The organism is Mesorhizobium sp. WSM4847, from assembly GCF_055811335.1.
In genome coordinates this window covers 39886-59077 of record NZ_JBVVPY010000020.1, presented here as the reverse complement: position 1 = coordinate 59077, position 19192 = coordinate 39886, and the positions used below count along the sequence as shown (strand labels likewise).

The 19192-nt window shown below is 63.3% G+C and carries 22 protein-coding genes; 15 read left to right on the top strand and 7 right to left on the bottom strand.

Translation table 11 applies throughout. The features are described 5' to 3' along the window. Positions 1-174: 174 nt before the first annotated feature. The 4 genes from AC0L28_RS25385 (at position 175) to AC0L28_RS25370 (ending at position 4293) form a co-directional block, all read left to right on the top strand. Positions 175-1053: a methylated-DNA--[protein]-cysteine S-methyltransferase gene (locus AC0L28_RS25385; RefSeq protein WP_473480979.1), complete on the top strand. Its 879-nt coding sequence runs from the start codon at positions 175-177 to the stop codon at positions 1051-1053. 146 nt (positions 1054-1199) lie between these two features. Next, positions 1200-2111: a ribokinase gene (locus tag AC0L28_RS25380; protein WP_473480977.1), complete on the top strand. Its 912-nt coding sequence runs from the start codon at positions 1200-1202 to the stop codon at positions 2109-2111. 5 nt (positions 2112-2116) lie between these two features. Further along, positions 2117-3565: an amidase gene (locus AC0L28_RS25375; protein ID WP_287307058.1), complete on the top strand. Its 1449-nt coding sequence runs from the start codon at positions 2117-2119 to the stop codon at positions 3563-3565. A 113-nt stretch (positions 3566-3678) separates the two neighbouring features. Continuing rightward, positions 3679-4293 carry a LysE family translocator gene (locus tag AC0L28_RS25370; protein WP_128173494.1) on the top strand — a complete coding sequence of 205 codons (615 nt, stop codon included), beginning with the start codon at positions 3679-3681 and terminating at the stop codon, positions 4291-4293. A gap of 240 nt (positions 4294-4533) precedes the next feature. Here AC0L28_RS25370 and AC0L28_RS25365 read toward each other — a convergent pair whose 3' ends face one another. After that, positions 4534-5475, bottom strand: coding sequence for a nucleoside hydrolase (locus AC0L28_RS25365; protein WP_023797452.1), 942 nt, complete (start codon positions 5473-5475; stop codon positions 4534-4536). Between the two features lie 143 nt (positions 5476-5618). Between AC0L28_RS25365 and AC0L28_RS25360 the strand changes: the two genes are divergently transcribed. Together AC0L28_RS25360 and AC0L28_RS25355 are read left to right on the top strand one after the other, a co-directional pair. Then, on the top strand, positions 5619-6044 hold the full coding sequence (locus tag AC0L28_RS25360; RefSeq protein WP_023797450.1) for an Hsp20 family protein: 426 nt from the start codon (positions 5619-5621) through the stop codon (positions 6042-6044). A gap of 63 nt (positions 6045-6107) precedes the next feature. After that, positions 6108-6365: a BQ00720 family protein gene (locus AC0L28_RS25355; protein ID WP_023797449.1), complete on the top strand. Its 258-nt coding sequence runs from the start codon at positions 6108-6110 to the stop codon at positions 6363-6365. Between the two features lie 91 nt (positions 6366-6456). Here AC0L28_RS25355 and ptsN read toward each other — a convergent pair whose 3' ends face one another. From ptsN to lptC, 6 genes are all read right to left on the bottom strand, one after another. Then, positions 6457-6921, bottom strand: a complete 465-nt coding sequence (ptsN, locus tag AC0L28_RS25350; RefSeq protein WP_023797448.1) for a PTS IIA-like nitrogen regulatory protein PtsN — start codon at positions 6919-6921, stop codon at positions 6457-6459. Between the two features lie 106 nt (positions 6922-7027). Continuing rightward, the gene (hpf, locus tag AC0L28_RS25345) at positions 7028-7612 is read right to left on the bottom strand and encodes a ribosome hibernation-promoting factor, HPF/YfiA family (RefSeq protein WP_023797447.1); all 585 of its coding nucleotides are present in this window, start codon (positions 7610-7612) and stop codon (positions 7028-7030) included. Between the two features lie 269 nt (positions 7613-7881). Continuing rightward, the gene (gene rpoN, locus AC0L28_RS25340; protein WP_128173493.1) at positions 7882-9408 is read right to left on the bottom strand and encodes an RNA polymerase factor sigma-54; all 1527 of its coding nucleotides are present in this window, start codon (positions 9406-9408) and stop codon (positions 7882-7884) included. A gap of 189 nt (positions 9409-9597) precedes the next feature. Further along, the gene (lptB, locus tag AC0L28_RS25335; protein ID WP_287064733.1) at positions 9598-10416 is read right to left on the bottom strand and encodes an LPS export ABC transporter ATP-binding protein; all 819 of its coding nucleotides are present in this window, start codon (positions 10414-10416) and stop codon (positions 9598-9600) included. Continuing rightward, positions 10416-11042 carry an LptA/OstA family protein gene (locus tag AC0L28_RS25330; RefSeq protein ID WP_473480973.1) on the bottom strand — a complete coding sequence of 209 codons (627 nt, stop codon included), beginning with the start codon at positions 11040-11042 and terminating at the stop codon, positions 10416-10418. The genes lptB and AC0L28_RS25330 overlap by 1 nt, the downstream gene beginning before the upstream one ends. Further along, positions 11029-11742: an LPS export ABC transporter periplasmic protein LptC gene (gene lptC / locus AC0L28_RS25325; RefSeq protein ID WP_473480971.1), complete on the bottom strand. Its 714-nt coding sequence runs from the start codon at positions 11740-11742 to the stop codon at positions 11029-11031. Before lptC ends, AC0L28_RS25330 begins: the two co-directional genes overlap by 14 nt. 322 nt (positions 11743-12064) lie before the next feature. Here lptC and sppA point away from each other — a divergent pair, with 322 nt between their 5' ends. The 9 genes from sppA to acuI all read left to right on the top strand — a co-directional run bounded on the left by sppA (position 12065) and on the right by acuI (position 19062). Further along, entirely contained in the window at positions 12065-13018 is a 954-nt protein-coding gene (sppA, locus tag AC0L28_RS25320) for a signal peptide peptidase SppA (RefSeq protein ID WP_473480969.1), read from the top strand. Between the two features lie 68 nt (positions 13019-13086). Then, a complete protein-coding gene (locus tag AC0L28_RS25315) occupies positions 13087-13371 on the top strand; it encodes an integration host factor subunit beta (RefSeq protein ID WP_023797441.1) in 285 nt (94 codons plus the stop codon). A gap of 81 nt (positions 13372-13452) precedes the next feature. After that, entirely contained in the window at positions 13453-13785 is a 333-nt protein-coding gene (locus AC0L28_RS25310) for a LapA family protein (RefSeq protein WP_027153064.1), read from the top strand. A gap of 134 nt (positions 13786-13919) precedes the next feature. Further along, complete coding sequence (gene lhpI, locus AC0L28_RS25305) at positions 13920-14894, top strand: bifunctional Delta(1)-pyrroline-2-carboxylate/Delta(1)-piperideine-2-carboxylate reductase (RefSeq protein ID WP_128247352.1); 975 nt, start codon at positions 13920-13922, stop codon at positions 14892-14894. 145 nt (positions 14895-15039) lie between these two features. After that, positions 15040-15525 (top strand): DUF1772 domain-containing protein, encoded by a 486-nt coding sequence (locus AC0L28_RS25300; RefSeq protein WP_287064736.1) that lies wholly within the window; start codon positions 15040-15042, stop codon positions 15523-15525. Between the two features lie 89 nt (positions 15526-15614). Next, complete coding sequence (locus AC0L28_RS25295; RefSeq protein ID WP_473480965.1) at positions 15615-16652, top strand: RsmD family RNA methyltransferase; 1038 nt, start codon at positions 15615-15617, stop codon at positions 16650-16652. Next, positions 16653-17504 carry a TrmH family RNA methyltransferase gene (locus AC0L28_RS25290; protein ID WP_473480963.1) on the top strand — a complete coding sequence of 284 codons (852 nt, stop codon included), beginning with the start codon at positions 16653-16655 and terminating at the stop codon, positions 17502-17504. 14 nt (positions 17505-17518) lie between these two features. Then, the gene (gene lspA, locus AC0L28_RS25285; RefSeq protein WP_031254192.1) at positions 17519-18019 is read left to right on the top strand and encodes a signal peptidase II; all 501 of its coding nucleotides are present in this window, start codon (positions 17519-17521) and stop codon (positions 18017-18019) included. A 53-nt stretch (positions 18020-18072) separates the two neighbouring features. Next, complete coding sequence (acuI, locus tag AC0L28_RS25280; RefSeq protein WP_473480961.1) at positions 18073-19062, top strand: acrylyl-CoA reductase (NADPH); 990 nt, start codon at positions 18073-18075, stop codon at positions 19060-19062. Positions 19063-19192: the final 130 nt, after the last annotated feature.

The following is a 19192-nucleotide window of genomic DNA, read 5'->3' as shown; positions in this document are numbered from 1 at the left end:
CATAAACGGTAATCGGCAGCGTCTACTTCTCCTTGGTGGGATGCACGTTTTCGCCAGCCATCGTCGGCTCCTTGCTCGAAGCCAAATCTATCTGGATGCACATGACGAGAAGGCAAGTTTCGGGTGGTGATCGGAGCCGCGAAGGACGATATTCACGATCAAGGAGATGGCCCGATGAACGCACAGACAGCTATTCTGAAGAAAGACATCACACCCGAAGGCGGTGACTACGAAGTTGTTCGGCGCGCGATCGAGAAGATCAGCCTTGACTATCGTGACCAGCCGTCGCTCGAGATATTGGCGGAGGAAGTCGGCGAGACACCGACCGGGTTGCAGAAGCTCTTCACCCGCTGGGCCGGCCTGTCGCCCAAGGCGTTTCTGCAGGCGGTCACGCTCGACCACGCGCGCAAACTGCTCGATTCCGGCATGCCGCTGCTCGAGGCTTCTTTCGAGGTCGGCATGTCGGGCCCCGGCCGGTTGCACGACCTTTTCGTCACCCATGAAGCGATGTCGCCGGGCGACTACAAGACGCGCGGCGCCGGGCTGACGATCCGCTACGGCTATCATATCTCGCCTTTCGGCATCGCCCTGATCATGGTCACAGACCGTGGGCTTGCCGGCCTCGCCTTCAGCGATGTCGGCGACGAGCGTGCGACCTTCGCCGACATGTCCGGCCGCTGGCCGAACGCAAACTATATCGAGGACATGGCCGCGACGGCGCCCTATGCGGCGCGCATCTTCGATCCGGCGTTGTGGCGCCCCGACCAGCCGCTGCGCGTCGTCTTGATCGGCACCGACTTCCAGGTCCGCGTCTGGGAGGCCCTGCTGCGCATCCCGATGGGCAAGGCCTGCACCTATTCCTCGATCGCTGCCGGCATCGGCGCACCGAGCGCCAGCCGGGCGGTGGGTGCCGCGGTCGGCGCCAATCCGATGTCCTTCGTGGTGCCGTGCCACCGGGCTCTCGGCAAGTCCGGCGCGCTGACCGGCTACCACTGGGGCCTGACCCGCAAACGCGCCATCCTTGGCTGGGAAGCGGGACAGGTCGGATCCTGAAATCGCGCGCCAATTGTCGATGTCGGCGCCGCCGACGCCTGGAGTTGCGCTGAGAAGCGCGTTCAAACCTGACGCGATTAGATCGTGCGGTCTGGCAAGCGGCGGCCTTACGGAGTAGCTTCCCGCAGTCAGCAGGGAGGCACCACTTGATAATCGTTGTCGGCTCGATCAACCTCGACCTTATCGCCAATGTCGACCGCTTGCCCGCACCGGGCGAGACGGTCCGTGGCTCCGGTTTCGCCACCGCACCCGGCGGCAAGGGCGCCAACCAGGCGCTGGCCGCCGCGCGTGCCGGCGCCAAGGTGCGCATGGTCGGCGCGGTCGGCAAGGACAATTTCGCCACCGAAGCGTTGGCGCTGTTGCGGGACGGCAAGATCGACCTGTCCGGTGTCGGTGAAACCTTCGCCTCGACCGGCACGGCCTTGATCATGGTCGCCGACGACGGCGAGAATGTCATTGCCGTGGTGCCGGGCGCCAATGATTCGGTCGTCACAGGCGACCTCTCCAAGGCTTTCATGAAGAAGGGCGATGTCGTGCTCCTGCAGCAGGAGATCCCGCTGCAGACTGTCGATGCAGCACTGGACGCAGCACGGGCGGCAGGCGCGGTTACCGTGCTCAACACGGCACCGTTCCGCGCAGAGGCGGCCGCCTTCCTCGGCAAGGCCGATTATGTCGTCGCCAACGAAACCGAATTCGACCTCTATGGCGAGGCGCTGTCGCTGAGCGGCCGCGATCGCCCGGCGCGGATGCGCGATTTCGCGGGGACGACCGGTCGCACAATAGTCGTCACGCTCGGCGGTGACGGCGTTCTGGCCGCCACGCCAGCCGATCTCCTGATGGTTCCGGCGTTGAACATCACTCCGGTCGATACGGTCGGCGCCGGCGACACGTTCTGCGGCTATTTCGCCGCCGGGCTGTCATCGGGCCTGCCGCTCGACCAGACGCTCGCCCGTGCTGCAGCCGCTGGTTCGCTCGCTTGCCTGAAGCCCGGCGCCCAGCCGGCGATCCCACTAGCGAAGGACGTCGAGGCGGCGCTCCAAAACACGCCAGCCAGGTGAGAGCCATGCGTCCGGCCACAAAACACGCCGTGCCGCCTGCCGGCAATATCTGCCGCCTGTCCGCCGTGGATCTTGCCGAGGCGATCCGGCGCAGGCGGTTGTCGGTGCGCGAGGTGGCGACGGCATTCCTCGACCGGATCGACGCGGTAAACCCGCTGGTCAACGCCATCGTCTCGCTGCGCGACCGTGCCGACATCTTGCGCGAGGCCGACAGGGCAGACGCCCATCTGGCGCATGCTGGGCATGCCGGACCGCTGTTCGGTCTGCCGATCGCCATCAAGGATCTCGCGCAGACCAAGGGCCTCAGGACCAGCTTCGGCTCGCCGATCTTCGCCGATTTCGTGCCGCAGGAAGACGATTTCTTCGTCGAGCGCATCCGCAAGGCCGGCGCCATCATCATCGGCAAGACCAACGTTCCCGAATTCGGCCTGGGCTCCAACACCTACAACACGGTGTTCGGTTCGACACTCAATGCTTTCGACCCGGCCTTGACCGCCGGCGGTTCGAGCGGCGGCGCGGCGGTCGCACTGGCGCTCGACATGGTGCCTGTCGCCGACGGCAGCGACTTTGGCGGCTCGCTGCGCAACCCGGCCGCCTACAACAACGTCTATGGCTTCCGTCCGTCGCAGGGACTTGTCCCGGCCGGCCCCGAGCTTGACGTCTTCCACGCCCAGATGGGCGTCGAAGGGCCGATGGGCCGCAACGTTCGCGACATGGCGTTGCTGCTCGACGAGCAGGCTGGCTACGACCCTCGCGCGCCGCTCTCGCATCACAAGCAGGACTGCTTCCTGCAGGGGCTGCAAACGCCGGCGGCCGGCGGCCGCATCGCCTGGTTCGGCGACCTCGGTGGTCATCTGCCGGTCGAACCCGGCATCCCTAGTCTTTGCGAGGCCGCTCTCGGCCGGTTCGCCGCGGCATCCTTTCAGACCGAAGCGCTGGTGCCGGATGTCGATTTCGAAGCGCTGTGGCAGGCCTTCGTGACGCTGCGCCAAGCGAGCAGCGGTTGTGCGCTCAAGGCGCATTACGACGATCCCTTGAAACGCGCTCTTCTGAAGCCGGAGGCCGTGTGGGAGGTGGAACAGGCGCTGCAACTCACGGCACCGCAGATCCACGCCGCCACGGTGAGGCGCTCGTCTTGGCATCGAACGCTGCTGTCACTCTTTGACCAATTCGACCTGATTGCGCTGCCGACTGCGCAGGTTTTTCCCTTCGATGTCGGTACTCCTTGGCCCAGGGAGGTGGCCGGGCGTGCCATGGACAGCTATCACCGCTGGATGCAGGTTTCAGCGCTCGCCACGCTGGGCGGCTGCCCGGCGGTCAGTGTACCGGCCGGCTTCGATGGCAGCGGCAGGCCGATGGGCATGCAATTGATCGGGCGGCCGCGCGGTGACATGGCCGTGCTGAGAGCGGCGGCAGCCTACGAGACGACGCTGCCGTGGCTGGCTGGAGCCTAAAATAATCCAGGTCAAGGTTGCCGGCGACATCTCCTGCCGGCTTGCAGCCGCGTTACTGTCATGCATTGATCGCGGTCAGCCGTGTCGCAAAGCCGCATACTGTTGAGGAAACCATGTCGCTGGAACTCTATGCCACCTATCTCGTCGCCTGCCTTGTCATCATCCTGGTACCCGGACCGACGGTCACGCTGATCATCGCCAACAGCATCCGCCATGGCTCTCGCGCCGGCCTCGCCAACGTCGCCGGTACGCAGGCCGGACTGGCGATCATGATCGCCATTGTCGGCATCGGATTGACCTCGCTGATCGCGGGAATGGGCCATTGGTTCGAATGGGTCAGGCTGATCGGTGCCGCCTATCTGATCTGGATGGGTGTGCAGATGTTCCGCTCCAAGGGCAAGCTGAACGCCGACGGATCGGTAAAGACACCGCGCGGCGGCTTCTTCCTGCAGGGCCTGCTGGTGGCGATCAGCAATCCCAAGACGCTGGTGTTCTTCGGCGCCTTCTTTCCGCAGTTCATCGCCCCTGACGGCAACTATGGGTTGCAGATCGGCGTCATGGGTCTCACCGCCATGATCTTTGCCGCCGTATCGGATTCGACCTACGCGCTGGCCGCCGGCCGCGCCGGACGCCTGCTTTCGGCCGGCCGCGTCAAGCTGCTGTCGCGGATAAGCGGCAGCTTTCTGGTCGGCGGCGGGCTGTGGCTGGCGTTTTCAAAGGCGAAGTGAGCGGCACTCTTTTCCTTCTCCCCTCGTGGGAGAAGGTAGCCGCCCACGGGTCTTGCCTCCGGCAAGCCCGAGGACAGGCTCCGCGGCCGGATGAGGGGTGTTCCAGCTTGGCACCAACAGCGCTCCGGCCAACACCCTCAACCGTCTCGGCGCTGCACGCCGATCCCCCGCCCGGGGCGAGTCACGGGCCTCGCCCGCCCTTCGGGCCACAAGGCCCCACAAGGGGAGAAGGAAGCGGCCCTAAAGCCGGCCCAGCCTTTCCAGCAGCAGCGCGAACAACGCATCGTGGTCGATGTCGCGCATCACCATGGCGTTGCTCGGCCGTTTGGTCACGCCCCACCAGTCGATCACGGTCATGCCCATGGTGAGTTCCGAGGCGGTTTCCACAGCGACGTTGCAGTTGCGGCCCCTGAACAGCTCGGGTTTCAATAGATAGGCGATGACGCAAGGGTCATGCAGCGGACCGCCGTCGGTGCCGTATTTCTCTTCGTCGAATCGTTCGAAGAATTCCAGCATCTCCGCCGTGGCCGTGCCGACCCTGGTGCCGAGCTTGCGGTAGGCTTGGGTGCGCTTGGCCGTGGTCAGCGCCTTGTGGGTGACGTCGAGCGGCATCATGACGATCGGAATGCCGGATTTGAATACGACATCGGCGGCATGCGGGTCGACATAGATGTTGAATTCGGAGGTCGGGGTGACGTTGCCGCCTTCGAAGAAGCCGCCGCCCATCAGCACGATTTCCTTGATGCGCGGCGCAATGTTCGGCTCGCGGATCAGCGCCAGCGCTATGTTGGTGAGCGGGCCGAGTGCGCACAGGGTGATCGTGCCGCTCTCTTCCTTCATCAGCGTCTCGACGATGAAATCGACTGCGTACTGGGCCTGCAGCTCCATGGTTGGTTCGGGCAATTGCGGTCCGTTGAGCCCGGTCTCGCCGTGCACCTCCTCGGCGGTTACCAGTTCGCGCGCCAGCGGCCGGATGGCGCCGGCATAGACCTTGATGTCAGGCCGGCCGGCCAGCTCGCAGATCTTGCGTGCATTCTTTTCGGTGAGTCTCAGCGGCACGTTGCCGGCGACGGCGGTCATGCCGACGATCTCCAGCTCGGCGCTGCCGAGCGCCAGCAATATGGCGACGGCATCATCCTGGCCGGGATCCGTGTCGATGATGATCTTGCGAGATTGGGGCATTTCAATTCCTTGTTTAGGGAGTCTTTTTGGGCGGGGCTTTTGACGGCTTGAACTCGACCGCCGGGCGGACCATATCAAGACCATCGGGAAAAATGCCATCCGGGTTTTTCCGCTTTATGTCGCTCTTGAGAGGACAGTGTAACATGAGTCGAATGACGCCTTTTTCCAGCCCGCTTCTCCTGGGTTTCGACGCCATGGAAAAGACCCTGGAGCGTCTGGCGAAGTCAGGTGACAGCTACCCTCCCTACAACATCGAGCGCCTCAGCGGTGCCGACGGCAAGGCCGAAAGGCTGCGTATCACACTCGCTGTCGCCGGTTTCGCCGAAAACGATCTCGATGTGACCACGGAGGAGAACCAGTTGGTCGTGCGCGGCCGTCAGAACGATGACACCGAGCGCGAATTTCTGCACCGCGGCATTGCCGCGCGCCAGTTCCAGCGCTGTTTCGTGCTGGCCGACGGCATGCGGGTGATCGCGGCGGAGCTGAAGAACGGTCTTTTGTCGATCGATCTCGATCGGCCCGAGTCCGAACGGCTGGTACGGAAAATAAACATATCGGTGAAAGACTGATTTTTACCGATTGCTCTCATGCGAGGCGGCCTTGAACGGGGTCCTCGCAGCACGGAGGCTTAAATGACCAGAACTGACGAAAATCTTATCATGACCAGCGGCGAGTTCGCCCATCTCGGCGAAGGCTCGGTCGCCTATCTCAGGAAAATCTCGAGCGACGATCTGCGCGGCCGTTTCCCGGGCCTCGGCGAAATCGCGCCCGGGCTGGAACTGTGGGCCCTGTTTGCCGCCAATGGCCAGCCGATCCTGCTTTCCGACGCTCGCGAGCGGGCGCTGGCCGGCGCCCTGGAAAACGACCTGACCCCCGTCGCGATCCACTAAGTCGCGATCCACTAACAAGACGGCGCAGCGATCTGGTTAGAACGGACAGGGCCGCTCGCGGCGGCCCTTTAACCGAACTGATCGAAAAAACTCAGGCCGCGTGCGAGGCTTGTGTATCCGATAAAAGCGCATGGATCGCGGCGGCGTCGCGGGTGCCCCTGATCTTGGCCACCGTGTCGGCGTCGCGCAGCACCCGCGCAATGCGCGACAGCGCCTTGAGATGGTCGGCGCCGGCGCCTTCGGGCGCCAAAAGCAGGAACACCAGATCGACCGGCTGGTCGTCCAGCGCCTCGAAATCGACCGGCGTCTCCAGCCGGGCGAAAACCCCGGCGATCCGCTTCACCCCGGCCAGCTTGCCATGCGGAATGGCAATGCCGTTGCCGACACCGGTCGAGCCCAGCCGTTCACGCTGCAGGATGGTGTCGAACACCTCCCGTTCCGGAATGCCGGCAATCGCCGCCGCCCTTTCGGACAGCATTTGCAGCAGTTGCTTCTTGGAGTTCGCCTTCAACGCCGGCAAGATTGCCGGAACGTTGATAAGATCGCTCAGGTCCATACTTGAAATCCCTTGTTCGCCTGCCGTCGCCAGCCCTCACTCTCGCGTGCGGCTGGTGCCTTATCCCAGTGCGGCCTTGGCCGTCAGCCCAGTGCGGCCTTGGCCGTTAGCCCTGCGCGACCTTGGTCGTAGACGGGTCGATCCAGCCGATGTTTCCGTCCGGCCGACGATAGACGATATTGAGATGCTCGTTTCCGGCGTTGCGGAAGACGAGGACCGGGCTGTCCTTGGTGTCGAGTTCGATCACGGCTGACGCCACCGACATGGTCCGCAGCGTCATGGTTGATTCGGCGACGATGGCTGGCGCGAAATTCTCCGGCATTTCCTCGTCATCGTCGGCAAGCGGCGCCATCACCGTATAGGCGACGTCGGTGGGTTCGCCATTGGCGTTGCCTGAATTATGCGACTTCAGCCGACGCTTGTAGCGGCGAAGGCGGGTCTCGAGGCGATCCGCCGCCGCCTCGAAAGCGAGCGTCGGGTCCTGCGCTTCACCGGTCGCCTGCAGCGAAGCGCCGGAATCCAGCCGGATCATGCAATCGGCCGTGTAGCGCGATCCCGATTTGACGACTACAATTTGCCCAGAAAAGCCCCGATCGAAATATTTCCCGATCACCTCTCCGACACGGTCGTTGATGCGCGTACGGAACGCATCGCCGATATCCATGTGTTTTCCTGATATGCGCAGCGTCATCTGAATACTGACCTTCCTTGCTCAGGCTTCAAACTGTCCCGAGTTTATACCCGTGGTCTGAGCGCACAAGCTTTGCGGCGTCACTTGCGCCGATTTTAAATCCGAACTTTTCCGATTGATCACAAGCCGCCTTCTTGACCGTCCCGTGGCCAACGTCGTGACGGACCATCCGCATGCGGGCAGTAGCCCGTCCCATGCGGGCGGGCTTCTAGCCACTTCATTGCGGCTTGTCAATGAAGTGCGAAAGCTGTCGAAAATTCAGTCAGAGATCAGCGTCCGGCGCTGGCCAAAGCGCGTTTTTCACGCCGCCGCTGCACCGACGAGGGAATATTCATGCCCTCCCGATACTTGGCGACCGTGCGCCTGGCGATATCGACGCCGCTTTCCCGCAACATATCCACAATCGCGTCGTCGGAAAGCACGTCGGTAGGTTTCTCCTCGTCGATCAACTGCTTGATGCGGTCGCGCACCGCTTCAGACGAATGCGCGTCACCGCCACCCGACGAAGCGATCGAGGCGGTGAAGAAATAGCGCAGTTCGAACACGCCGCGCGGCGTCAGCATGTATTTGTTGGCGGTGACCCGGCTGACGGTCGATTCGTGCATGCCGATGGCGTCGGCCACCGTGCGCAGGTTGAGCGGCCTCAGGTGACGCACGCCATGGACGAGGAAGGCGTCCTGCTGGCGCACGATTTCTGAGGCAACCTTGAGGATAGTCTTCGCCCGCTGATCGAGGCTGCGCGTCAGCCAATTGGCGTTTTGCAGGCACTCCGCCAGGAAGTCCTTTTCCGTCTGATTTTTCGCATGCGGCGAAACCCGAGCGAAATAGATATGGTCGACCAGCACGCGCGGCAGCGTTTCGGGGTTGAGTTCGATCACCCAGCTCCCGTCATTGGCCGCACGCACTTCGACATCGGCGATGATCGCGTCGCTGGCGCCGCCCGAAAACGCCATCCCCGGGCGCGGATCGAGCGCACGTATCTCGGCCAGCATGTCGAGCAGATCCTCCTCATCGACCCCACAAATCCGTTTCAGGGTCTGGAAATCGCGCCGGGCCAGGAGTTCGAGATTGGCAATCAAAGCCTTCATCGCAGGGTCGAGACGGTCGCGGACGGCAAGCTGCAGCGACAGGCATTCGGCAAGGTCGCGGGCAAAGAGGCCGGTGGGCTCGAATGTCTGGCAGACCGCGAGCGCATTTGCCACCGCCGCTCTGTCGGTGCCGAGACGGGTGGCGATCTCAGCCATGTCGGCGCGCATGTAGCCGGCCTCGTCGAGGCCATCGGCCAGTTCGCTGGCGATCAGGCGTGCTGCCGGGTCGGCGAAGGCAAGCGCGACCTGCTCGGCGACATGCTCGCGCAGCGTGATGGCTCCGGCCGCCATGTCTCCGACGTCAAAACCGTCGGAAGAGGATGCGGAACCGTTGCCGGATGCCGATTTCCACTGGGCCGTCAGGTCGGGACCGAGCCGCTCGCTGGTACCGGGGTCGTCTGGAAACAGGTTTTCCAGCGAAGTATCGAGCTTTTCCGAGATCGCCTCGGCGCTCCACGCCGTTTCCTTCTCGAACCAGTCGCCGGCGGTGGCCGTTTCCGGTGCGGCATCGATCTTCTGCGCCTGGTCGCTGACGGCATCGTCTTGCGGCTCGGCGCGCTCGAGCAAAGGATTGCGCTCGATCTCGTCGTCGATGAAGCGTTCCAGCTCGATGTGGGTGAACTGCAGCAGCCGTATCGACTGCATGAGTTGCGGCGTCATCACCAGCGACTGGGACTGTCGTAGCTGTAGTTTTGCCGCCAACGCCATGGTTCGGTTTCAAACGCCCTGTCTACGCATCCGGACTGCCGGAAGGAGTTCGGCATAGAAACTGGCCCGGCTTTTGCTTGTCAAGGCGACGGCGATCAAAACTCGCCTGTCCGTGCGTATTCCGACGAGAAATCGAAGAAAAAGCTCTGTCTCGCGTCAAAAACCGCGTCTGGACAGAAATTTTCACGCTTAGAGTGTAAACCCCTCACCGAGATAAAGCCGCCGCACATCCGGGTTTGCGACCACTTCGTCGGCCCGGCCATGGGTCAACACCTGGCCGGCATGGATGATGTAGGCGCGGTCGATCAGGCCGAGCGTCTCGCGGACATTGTGATCGGTGATGAGCACGCCGATGCCGCGCGCCGTCAGATGGCGCACCAGTTGCTGGATGTCGGCGACGGCGATCGGATCGATGCCGGCGAAAGGCTCGTCGAGCAGCATGTATGCGGGGCGGGTCGCCAGGGCGCGCGCGATTTCAAGGCGCCGCCGCTCGCCGCCGGAAAGCGACAGCGACGGGGCTTTGCGCAGATGGCTGATGTGAAACTCTTCGAGCAGTTCGTCGAGAATGCGTTCGCGCTCCTTGCGGCTCTTCTCGACCACTTCGAGTACGGCACGGATGTTTTGCTCGACGCTCAAGCCGCGAAAGATCGACGCCTCCTGCGGAAGGTAGCCGATGCCAAGGCGGGCGCGGCGGTACATCGGCATAGAGGTGACATCGAAGCCGTCGATTTCGATCGTGCCTTCGTCGACCGGCACCAGGCCGGTGACCATGTAGAAGCAGGTGGTCTTGCCGGCGCCGTTGGGACCGAGCAGTCCGACCGCCTCACCGGCGCGCACGCCGATGGTCACGCCGCTGACCACCTTGCGGCCCTTGTAGCTCTTGGTCAGCCCTTTGGCGATCAAGGTTCCCTTGAATTTTACCTGATCGAGGCTAATCGCGGCCGGTGCCGCAATTTTGCTGTTGGCGCGTCCTGGAAGACGCGCCAACAGCGATGCTACGTCGACCATCAGGGGTTCGCCGCTCCCGACTTCGGCGGCGTGATCGACATCATGACGCGTCCACCGCCGCAGGGGTCGACCTGGGCCAGACCGCTCTTCATCTGCACGGTCAGCTTGCAGCCGACCAGTACATTATCGCCTTGCGAGAGCACGACTTTGCTGCCTGAAAGCACCAGCACTTCCGTCTTCATGTCGAAGGTGCCGCTGTCGCCCGTGGCGACCTGGTCGTCCGATTTGATATAGACCTTGTTGGCGACCTCCAGACGGTCGATGTCGGCCGAGCCGGTCATCGCGGCACCCGAGGCCTGCTCACCCTTGGCGGCAGCGTCCGGGTCCTTGACGTAATAGACCGTCATCTTGCCGGCCTTGAGCAAGGTCGGACCCTGGACGACGTTTACATTGCCGGTGAACACGGCGACGCTGTCTGCTTGGCGGACCTCGAGCTTGTCGCTTTCGATCTGGATGGGCTTGTCGCCGGACAGTTTGAGGCCCGACAGCTGGCTGGTGGTCCTGGACTGCGCCAGAGCCGGCGCCGCCGCCAAAGCCAGCCCCAAAGCCAGCCCCAGGGCGGCCAGCCCTACGGCCGGCAACGCCGAAGCCGCGGCCACGAGCCGTGTCGAACTACTGAACCGCATTGGATTCTCCGCTCATTGCCTCTGCCGCCTTCAAGCTGGCGGGATCGATGTTGACACGCACTCTGTTCTCGAAAACCACGATCTTGCCGTTGTCCTGGACAGACATCGAATCCGCGGTAATCCGCGACCCGCCACGGCTGACGTCGACCGGATCGTTCGTCTTCATAGTGCCTTTGCCCATGTCGAGAAAGACCGATTTGAATTTTGCCGCCAGGCCATCTGTGGTGGTTATGGTGACATCGCTGGTCAGGCTCATCGTGTTGCCATCGCGATTGAAGCTACCGCGCGGGGCATTGATGGCCGCCACATTGTCGGTTGATATCGGCAGCTTGGCGTCGATGCCTTCCAGATTGATGATACCTTGCTGGCTCACGTCCTGTATGGCGCGCAAAGCCGTCATGGAATAGGGCAGTTTCTGCTTGGTGAACCCGTTGAGCTTGGGGTTGGCCATCACCAGCTTGCCATTGGCGAACGCGCTGGCGTCGGCCTGGACCTGGATTGAGCCAGGTGCCACGAGATAGGAATAGACCGGGACGGCGACCGCGATCGCGGCAGCGGCCAGCGGCACCGCCAGCTTCAAGATACGCACGCGGCGCGAATGGCGCTGGGCGATGCCGAAGGCGTCGATTCGCGCCGGGCCTACGTCCGGGGAAGCCAACTCCGTCTCGGTGTTGGTCGGTTCGATCGGTCGCGCTAACATAACTGCTTTCTTCTAAACCCCTGCCGCCAAGCACCCCTATAGGTGGGATGCCGGCGCCCTCAAGCAAGCACAAGCGGAGGAAAACCGCAAAAGTGTGACGGTTGCTGTTGCACAAACGAAAATGAAACCGGCACAACTTGCACGTCATACCAGATACGGGCCGACAGCGTTAGGGGCTGTGGATTGGTCTTTTATGTTCTCTCGAAACGCCGTCTCGCCACCGTCGAGACCTTGTCTTTTGGCGCAAGCTCGTCAGGAATCGGTAGCCGGGCGCGGGCGGTTGCTTTAAAAGCATCTGCTCCCACCGACTATGAGGCTGACCATGGTACTGAGAGCCGACGACCTGATCGACCGCCGCCGCTTGCGCCGCAAGCTGACATTCTGGCGCGTTGCAGCGCTTGTTGTCGCAGCAGCCGGGCTGATTGCCTTTTCGACCTGGATTTACGGCGATGACTTCACTGGCGCGGCGATCGACCATATCGCCAAGGTCAAGATCGAGGGCACCATCACCGAAGACGACAACCTGATCAAGCAACTGGACGCCATCCGTCAATCCTCCAGGGTGAAAGCTGTAATCCTGTCGATCGATTCACCGGGCGGCACCACCGTCGGCGGCGAATCGATCTACGAGGCAGTGCGCAAGCTGGCCGCCGAGAAGCCGGTGGTGGCCCAGGTCGGCACGCTCGCCGCATCGGCGGGCTATATGATCGCCACCGCGACCGATCATATCGTCGCGCGCAAATCGTCGATTGTCGGCTCGATAGGCGTGCTGATCCAGTATCCGGACGTCAGCAGCCTTATGAACAAACTCGGCGTCAAGCTCGAGGAAGTGAAATCCTCGCCGTTGAAAGCTTCGCCATCGCCTTTCAAGCCGACCAATGACGACGAGCGCACCATGGTCCGCAAGCTCATCCTCGACAGCTACGACTGGTTCGTCGGCATCGTCGCCGAACGCCGCAAGATGACCAAACCGGAGGCGCTGGCGCTGGCCGACGGATCGATCTTCACCGGCCGGCAGGCCGTTGCCAACAAATTGGTCGACGCGGTCGGCGGCGAGACCGAAGCGATCGACTGGCTCGCAACCAAGGGCATCGACGCCAAGCTCAAGGTGGTGGAGTGGAAGGACGCGGAAAGCGGCGGCTTCCTGTTCTCGAAGGCGATGGCACGAACCATCGGCAGTGCGCTCGGCCTGCCCGACTATGGCGGCGACATCATTCACGAACTTGGTGCCGATCGCTTGTTTCTTGACGGTCTGGTTTCCGTCTGGCACCCTTGAGACGAGTGAAAAAGCAAATAAAATCATCCTCATAATTTGACCGCAGTGTTTTCACGGGGAGCCTTCTCATGATCAAATCCGAACTTGTGCAGATCATCGCCACACGCAACCCGCACCTTTTCCTGCGCGACGTCGAAAACATTGTCGGCGCGATTTTCGACGAGATCACAGACGCGCTTGCCGAAGGCAACCGGGTCGAACTGCGCGGTTTCGGCGCTTTCTCGGTGAAAAACCGCCCCGCCCGCACCGGCCGCAATCCGCGTACCGGCGAATCCGTCGAGGTCGAGGAGAAATGGGTGCCGTTCTTCAAGACCGGCAAGGAATTGCGTGAAAGGCTGAACAGCGGCAAATAAGCGCCGCGCGGGCTCATGCGCCATGCCGGCCTTTTCAGGAGGCCCGGCCTTTGGTAGAGCCCGCCTTCGACAGGAAATTCTATGTTCAATCGTTTCATGCTCATCGTGGTCTTCGTGCCGCTGGCCGTCATTCTGATTGCGCTGGCGGTCGCCAACCGCGATCCGGTTGCCTTCACCCTGGACCCATTCAACCCCGGCAATCCGGCGCTGACGATGACGCTGCCGCTTTTCATCTTCCTGTTCCTGGCCCTCGCCATCGGCATGATCGTCGGCAGCCTGGCGACCTGGATCAAGCAGGGCCGCTATCGCAAGCTGGCGCGCCAGCGCGGCGTCGAGGCCGAGAACTTGCGCCAGGCGGTCAGCCGGGCACCGGCCGCGCAACAAGGCCCCTCCTTGCCGAAGCCGACGGGCTGAGCCGGAACCGCCGCGCGTCCTTTTTGGGCGCGCAAAGGACGCTGTACCATTTTTGATTGCGCATGATCTTTGCAGAAAATCGCTTCTGATTTCGCGGTCATGCGTCAGGCGTATTTCTCTCGACGGAGTTTCTTATGCTGAGCATTTCGGCGGCCGAGGTCGATCAGGCGCTGACCTTTCCCGGCCTGGTCGAAACGCTGCGCGCGGCTTTTCGCGATGGCGCGGTACAGCCGGTCAGGCACCACCATACGGTCGAACGGCCCGACGGCGCGGCCTCGACCCTGCTCCTGATGCCGGCCTGGACCGACTTCAATGCCGCCGGCTCGTCGGCAGGCGGCCATATCGGCGTCAAGATCGTCACCGTGTCGCCCGACAACAACGCCGTGGGCAAACCCGCTGTGATGGGGCTTTACCTCCTGCTCGACGGTGCGACCGGCGAGCCTGAAGCCATGATCGACGGCCAGCGGCTGACGCAGTGGCGCACGGCCTGCGCGTCGGCGCTGGCAGCCTCCTATCTGGCCCGCGAGGACGCTTCGCGGCTGCTGGTGGTCGGCGCCGGCGCGCTGTCGCCGTTCCTCGCCAGGGCGCATTGCGCGGTGCGGCCGATCACCGTCATCCGCATCTGGAACCGCACGCCCGCCAATGCAGAAAAGGTTGCGGCGGAATTGCGCGCCGAGGGCTTTGCGGCCACCGCCGCGAGCGATCTCGACGCCGAACTCGGCCAGGCCGACATCGTTTCGTCGGCGACGATCACGACCACGCCGCTGATCAAGGGCGCGCTGTTGAAGCCGGGGACCCATGTCGATCTGGTCGGCGGCTTCACGCCGGCCATGCGCGAAAGCGACGACGATGCGATTGCGCGCGCCCGCGTCTACGTTGACACCCGGGCCGGCGCCACCAAGGAAGCGGGCGACATCGTCCAGCCGCTGGCCTCGGGCGTGCTGGAGGCGCAAGCCATCGTCGCCGACCTGCATGAATTGGCACGCGACCAGAAGAAGGGCCGGCAGAGCCCCGGTGAGATCACGCTGTTCAAATCGGTCGGCGCAGCCCTCGAAGACCTCGCCGCCGGCATTGCGGTGTACAAGGCGATGGGGAAGCTAGGGGAGTAGGGGGAGTCGTACCATTGGATCGGCTTCGTGCAAGCCATCTTTCCCTATTCACTTACTGCTTTATGCCCTACTCCCCTACTCCCCTACTCCCTTTACTCCCTTCCGACGGGGAACGTCTCCGGCGTCACCCCGTTGTTCGGGCGTTATGGAGATACGCGGGTTCCTGTTGTTCTGGTCCATCTTGGCCGCCGTTGTCGCGGCGCTCAGCCTTGGACCATCCTTCGCCCATGTCCTGGAATCGGCTCCTCGGCTGACGAAGTGGTCGCCTTCTCTCTGGCGCGAGGCCACTGTCTTCAACGCCCAGTTCCAGCTGTTTGCCGTCATTGGCGCGCCACTGGACCTGGCCGCGATCGGCTGTCCGGGACTGCTCGCTTGGATGCTGCGCAATGACCGACCGGCGTTCTGGTACGCGTTGGCCGCTGCCGTACTCTATGCGGTGTCTCTTGCGATGTGGTTTGCTCTCGTCAAGCCGGCGAACGATATTCTGGCCACCTGGGTGCCTGGGCCGATTCCGGAGAATTTCGAAGCGATCCGGCTGCGTTGGGAAACCGGCCATATGATCGTCGCCGGCTTCAAGGCCGTCGGCTTCGTATCGCTGGTTGCCGCCCTGCTCTTCATCAAGCGCGGCTGACCGTTTCGCGAATGTCCAGCGACTGCGTTGATTGCGCCGGTGAATGTGCTGTGGCAGAAGCGGGCCACGTCGCCCAGGAGATGCTCTTCTTGAAACCTTTTCGCGACAAACGCCGCGACAGCCGCTCGCATCAGTTCGCAAAGGGCGGGGCGGAACCGCGCGGAAGCGGCACAGCATCGCACCGCACCGAGCCGATAGCCGCGCCGCGCGTCCTTTCCCGCCGCGACGGCGCCCTGCCCGCCGAACACCTGCCGCTGATCCTCGAAGTCGCGCCCAACGCCGACTACGCGTTGCTCGACAGCGGTGCCGGACAGAAGCTCGAGCAGTACGGCCCCTATCGCATCGTTCGGCCTGAAGGCCAGGCGATCTGGCAAAAAGCGTTGCCGGCCAAGGACTGGGACCGCGCCGACGCCATTTTCACCGGCGACACCGACGAGGAAGGCATCGGCCGCTGGCGTTTCCCCAGGACGCCGCTCGGCGAAACCTGGCCAATGAAGCATGACGGCATCGATTATCTCGGCCGCTTCACCTCGTTTCGCCATGTCGGCGTGTTCCCCGAGCAGGCCTCGCACTGGGATCACATGGCCGGGCTGATCGCGGCGGCAAAGCGGCCGGTCAAAGTGCTGAATCTGTTCGGCTATACCGGCCTTGCCTCGCTGGTGGCGGCGCGCGCCGGCGCCGAGGTCACCCATGTCGATGCTTCCAAGAAGGCGATCGGCTGGGCCAGGGAGAACCAGGAGATGGCGGGCCTGTCGCAAAAGCCGATCCGTTGGATCGTCGACGACGCCCTAAAATTCGCCGAGCGCGAGGAGCGCCGTGGCAGCCGTTACGACATCGTCCTGTTCGATCCGCCCGCCTATGGCCGTGGCCCTAGGGGCGAGGTCTGGCAATTGTTCGAGGATCTGCCTGCTCTGACCGACCTCTGCCGCTCGGTCCTGACGCCGAAGCCGCTCGCTGTCGTGCTGACCGCCTATTCGATCCGCGCTTCCTTCTTCGCCATCCATGCCTTGATGCGCGACACTTTTGCCGGCATGGGCGGCACGGTCGAATCCGGCGAACTGATTATCCGCGAGAAATCCGCCGGCCGGGCGCTGTCCACCTCGCTGTTTTCGCGCTGGGTGGCCTGAATGAGCGAGCGGCACGCCGGCGCGCCAGGGCAGGTGAAGGAAGTCACCAGCCTTGCCAATCCGTTGATCAAGGACATCAAGGCGCTCTCGCTGAAGAAATACCGCGACCAGCAGAACGCATTCATGGCCGAGGGGCTGAAGCTGGTCATCGACGCGCTCGACCTCGGGTGGTCGATCCGGACGCTGGTCTTCGCCAAAGTCGGACGCGGCAACGCGGCGGTCGAAAAGGTCGCGGCACGCACGGTTGCCGCCGGCGGCACCGTGCTCGAAGTTTCGGAAAAAGTGCTCGTCTCCATCACCCGCCGCAACAACCCGCAAATGGTGGTCGGCGTCTTTTCGCAAAAGTTCCTGCCGCTGAAGGACATCCGCGCTCAAGACGGCGATGTCTGGGTGGCGCTGGACCGCGTGCGCGATCCCGGCAATCTCGGTACCGTCATCCGCACAGTCGATGCCGTTGGCGCCAAGGGCATCATCCTGGTCGGCGAGACCACCGATCCTTTTTCCGTCGAGACCGTGCGCGCCACGATGGGCTCGATCTTCGCCGTGCCGGTCGCCAAGGCGACGCCGGAAGCCTTCCTTGCGTGGCGAAAAAGCTTTCCTGGCCTGGTTGCCGGCACACATCTGAAGGGTGCGGTCGATTACCGTTCGGTCGACTTTTCCAAAGGCCCGGTGCTGCTGATGATGGGCAACGAACAGCAGGGCCTGCCCGAAAGCCTGGCCGAAAGCTGCGACAGATTGCTGCGGATTCCACAGTCCGGTCGGGCCGATTCGCTCAATCTCGCGGTGGCCACCGGCATCATGCTGTTCGAGATCCGGCGCGGCGCGCTGAAACTTGCCCCGGAGGGCGCCTGACCGTGACATCCCGAATGGTGAAATCCCCAACGGCAAAATCCTGGTTGCCCTACGTCGTGCTGGTCGCCGCCGCGGTGACGCTCGACCAGTGGGTGAAATATCTGGTCGAGACCGGCCTCCCTTTTCAGGAAAAGGTCGATCTTGTCCCGTTCCTGGCATTGTATCGCACCTACAACACCGGCATCGCCTTCTCGATGTTTTCGTCCTTCGGTGACACCGGCCTGGTGGTCATCGCCGCTTTCGTCGTCGCTTTCGTGCTCTATCTCGCGGCCCGAACTCCGCCCGGCCACGTGCTTACCCGCATCGGCTTTGCGCTGATCGTCGGCGGCGCGCTCGGCAATCTGTTCGACCGGGTTACCTATGGTCACGTGATCGACTATATCCTGTTTCACACCCCAATATGGTCCTTCGCCATCTTCAACCTCGCCGACGCCTTCATCGCGGTCGGCGCGGTGGTGGTCGTCCTCGACGAACTCATTGGTTGGCGGCGTGAGGCCAAGCCCTCAAGCGATTGACCTGGCCTTCTGCCGCCATACAGTGTCCCATTCAAGAAGCCCGAGGAGAAGACATGCCCGAAACCTTCAAAGCCATCCTCGTTTCGCGCGACGCCGAGAAGAAGCAGTCGGTCGCGATCACCGACCTTACCGAAGCCGACCTAATGGAAGGCGACGTCACCGTCGCCGTCGAGGCGACGACGGTGAACTACAAGGACGGCCTCGCCATATCCGGCAAGGCGCCGGTGATCCGCCGCTGGCCGCTGGTGCCGGGCATTGATTTCGCCGGCACCGTGATCTCGTCCTCCCATGCCGACTGGCGCACGGGGGACAAGGTCATATTGAACGGCTGGGGCGTCGGCGAGACGCATTTTGGCGCCTATGCTGAGCGCGCCCGTGTCAAGGGCGACTGGCTGGTGCCGCTGCCCCAGGGCATGAGCCCGCATGATGCGATGGCGGTCGGCACGGCAGGTTACACCGCCATGCTTTGCGTTATCGCGCTGGAACGGCACGGCATCGTGCCGGAACGCGGCCCCGTCGTGGTGACGGGCGCGGCCGGCGGCGTCGGCTCGGTCGCGGTTTCGATTCTGTCCAGCCTCGGCTATCACGTCACCGCCTCGACCGGCCGCAGCGCTGAAAGTTCCTACCTGACCGACCTGGGTGCTTCGGAGGTGATTTCGCGCGACGAGCTTGCCCAGCCGGCAAAGCCGCTCGCCAAGGAACGCTGGGCCGGCGGCGTCGACGCGGTCGGCAGTCACACCCTGGCCAACGTCCTTTCGATGACCTCCTATGGCGGCGCCGTCGCCGCCTGCGGCCTGGCCGGCGGCATGGATCTGCCGACGAGCGTCGCCCCGTTCATCCTGCGCGGCGTTTGTCTGCTCGGCATCGATTCGGTGATGGCGCCAAAAACGGTCCGCATGGAGGCGTGGCGCCGCATCGGCACGGACCTCGACCTCCAGAAGCTCGCCAAACTGTCCACGACCATTGGCTTCGATGGCATCATCGACGCCGCGCACGATATCGTCGAGGGCAAGGTCCGCGGTCGCGTGGTGGTGGACATGTGAGCTCTTCCTTCTCCGGTTTTTAATGCATGTCGAGCAAAAGTATGACCCAGGGTGTGCAGCGGTGAAGCGCCTCGCATGAGGCCGGCCAAACGCGACGCGCTTCAGGAGCGGAGAGGCAAAAACCGCGCGA

Excerpts from the sequence above, each read along its gene's own strand:
- AC0L28_RS25315 (WP_023797441.1), top strand. The coding sequence starts at position 13,087 with ATGATCAAATCCGAACTTGTGCAGATCATCGCCACACGCAACCCGCAC.
- AC0L28_RS25370 (WP_128173494.1), top strand. The coding sequence starts at position 3,679 with ATGTCGCTGGAACTCTATGCCACCTATCTCGTCGCCTGCCTTGTCATC.
- AC0L28_RS25360 (WP_023797450.1), top strand. The coding sequence starts at position 5,619 with ATGAGTCGAATGACGCCTTTTTCCAGCCCGCTTCTCCTGGGTTTCGAC.
- lhpI (WP_128247352.1), top strand. The coding sequence starts at position 13,920 with ATGCTGAGCATTTCGGCGGCCGAGGTCGATCAGGCGCTGACCTTTCCC.
- AC0L28_RS25290 (WP_473480963.1), top strand. The coding sequence starts at position 16,653 with ATGAGCGAGCGGCACGCCGGCGCGCCAGGGCAGGTGAAGGAAGTCACC.
- hpf (WP_023797447.1), bottom strand. The coding sequence starts at position 7,612 with ATGACGCTGCGCATATCAGGAAAACACATGGATATCGGCGATGCGTTC.
- ptsN (WP_023797448.1), bottom strand. The coding sequence starts at position 6,921 with ATGGACCTGAGCGATCTTATCAACGTTCCGGCAATCTTGCCGGCGTTG.
- lptB (WP_287064733.1), bottom strand. The coding sequence starts at position 10,416 with ATGGTCGACGTAGCATCGCTGTTGGCGCGTCTTCCAGGACGCGCCAAC.
- AC0L28_RS25365 (WP_023797452.1), bottom strand. The coding sequence starts at position 5,475 with ATGCCCCAATCTCGCAAGATCATCATCGACACGGATCCCGGCCAGGAT.
- lspA (WP_031254192.1), top strand. The coding sequence starts at position 17,519 with ATGGTGAAATCCCCAACGGCAAAATCCTGGTTGCCCTACGTCGTGCTG.
- sppA (WP_473480969.1), top strand. The coding sequence starts at position 12,065 with ATGGTACTGAGAGCCGACGACCTGATCGACCGCCGCCGCTTGCGCCGC.
- lptC (WP_473480971.1), bottom strand. The coding sequence starts at position 11,742 with ATGTTAGCGCGACCGATCGAACCGACCAACACCGAGACGGAGTTGGCT.
- AC0L28_RS25385 (WP_473480979.1), top strand. The coding sequence starts at position 175 with ATGAACGCACAGACAGCTATTCTGAAGAAAGACATCACACCCGAAGGC.
- rpoN (WP_128173493.1), bottom strand. The coding sequence starts at position 9,408 with ATGGCGTTGGCGGCAAAACTACAGCTACGACAGTCCCAGTCGCTGGTG.
- AC0L28_RS25310 (WP_027153064.1), top strand. The coding sequence starts at position 13,453 with ATGTTCAATCGTTTCATGCTCATCGTGGTCTTCGTGCCGCTGGCCGTC.
- AC0L28_RS25355 (WP_023797449.1), top strand. The coding sequence starts at position 6,108 with ATGACCAGAACTGACGAAAATCTTATCATGACCAGCGGCGAGTTCGCC.
- AC0L28_RS25300 (WP_287064736.1), top strand. The coding sequence starts at position 15,040 with ATGGAGATACGCGGGTTCCTGTTGTTCTGGTCCATCTTGGCCGCCGTT.
- AC0L28_RS25330 (WP_473480973.1), bottom strand. The coding sequence starts at position 11,042 with ATGCGGTTCAGTAGTTCGACACGGCTCGTGGCCGCGGCTTCGGCGTTG.
- acuI (WP_473480961.1), top strand. The coding sequence starts at position 18,073 with ATGCCCGAAACCTTCAAAGCCATCCTCGTTTCGCGCGACGCCGAGAAG.
- AC0L28_RS25375 (WP_287307058.1), top strand. The coding sequence starts at position 2,117 with ATGCGTCCGGCCACAAAACACGCCGTGCCGCCTGCCGGCAATATCTGC.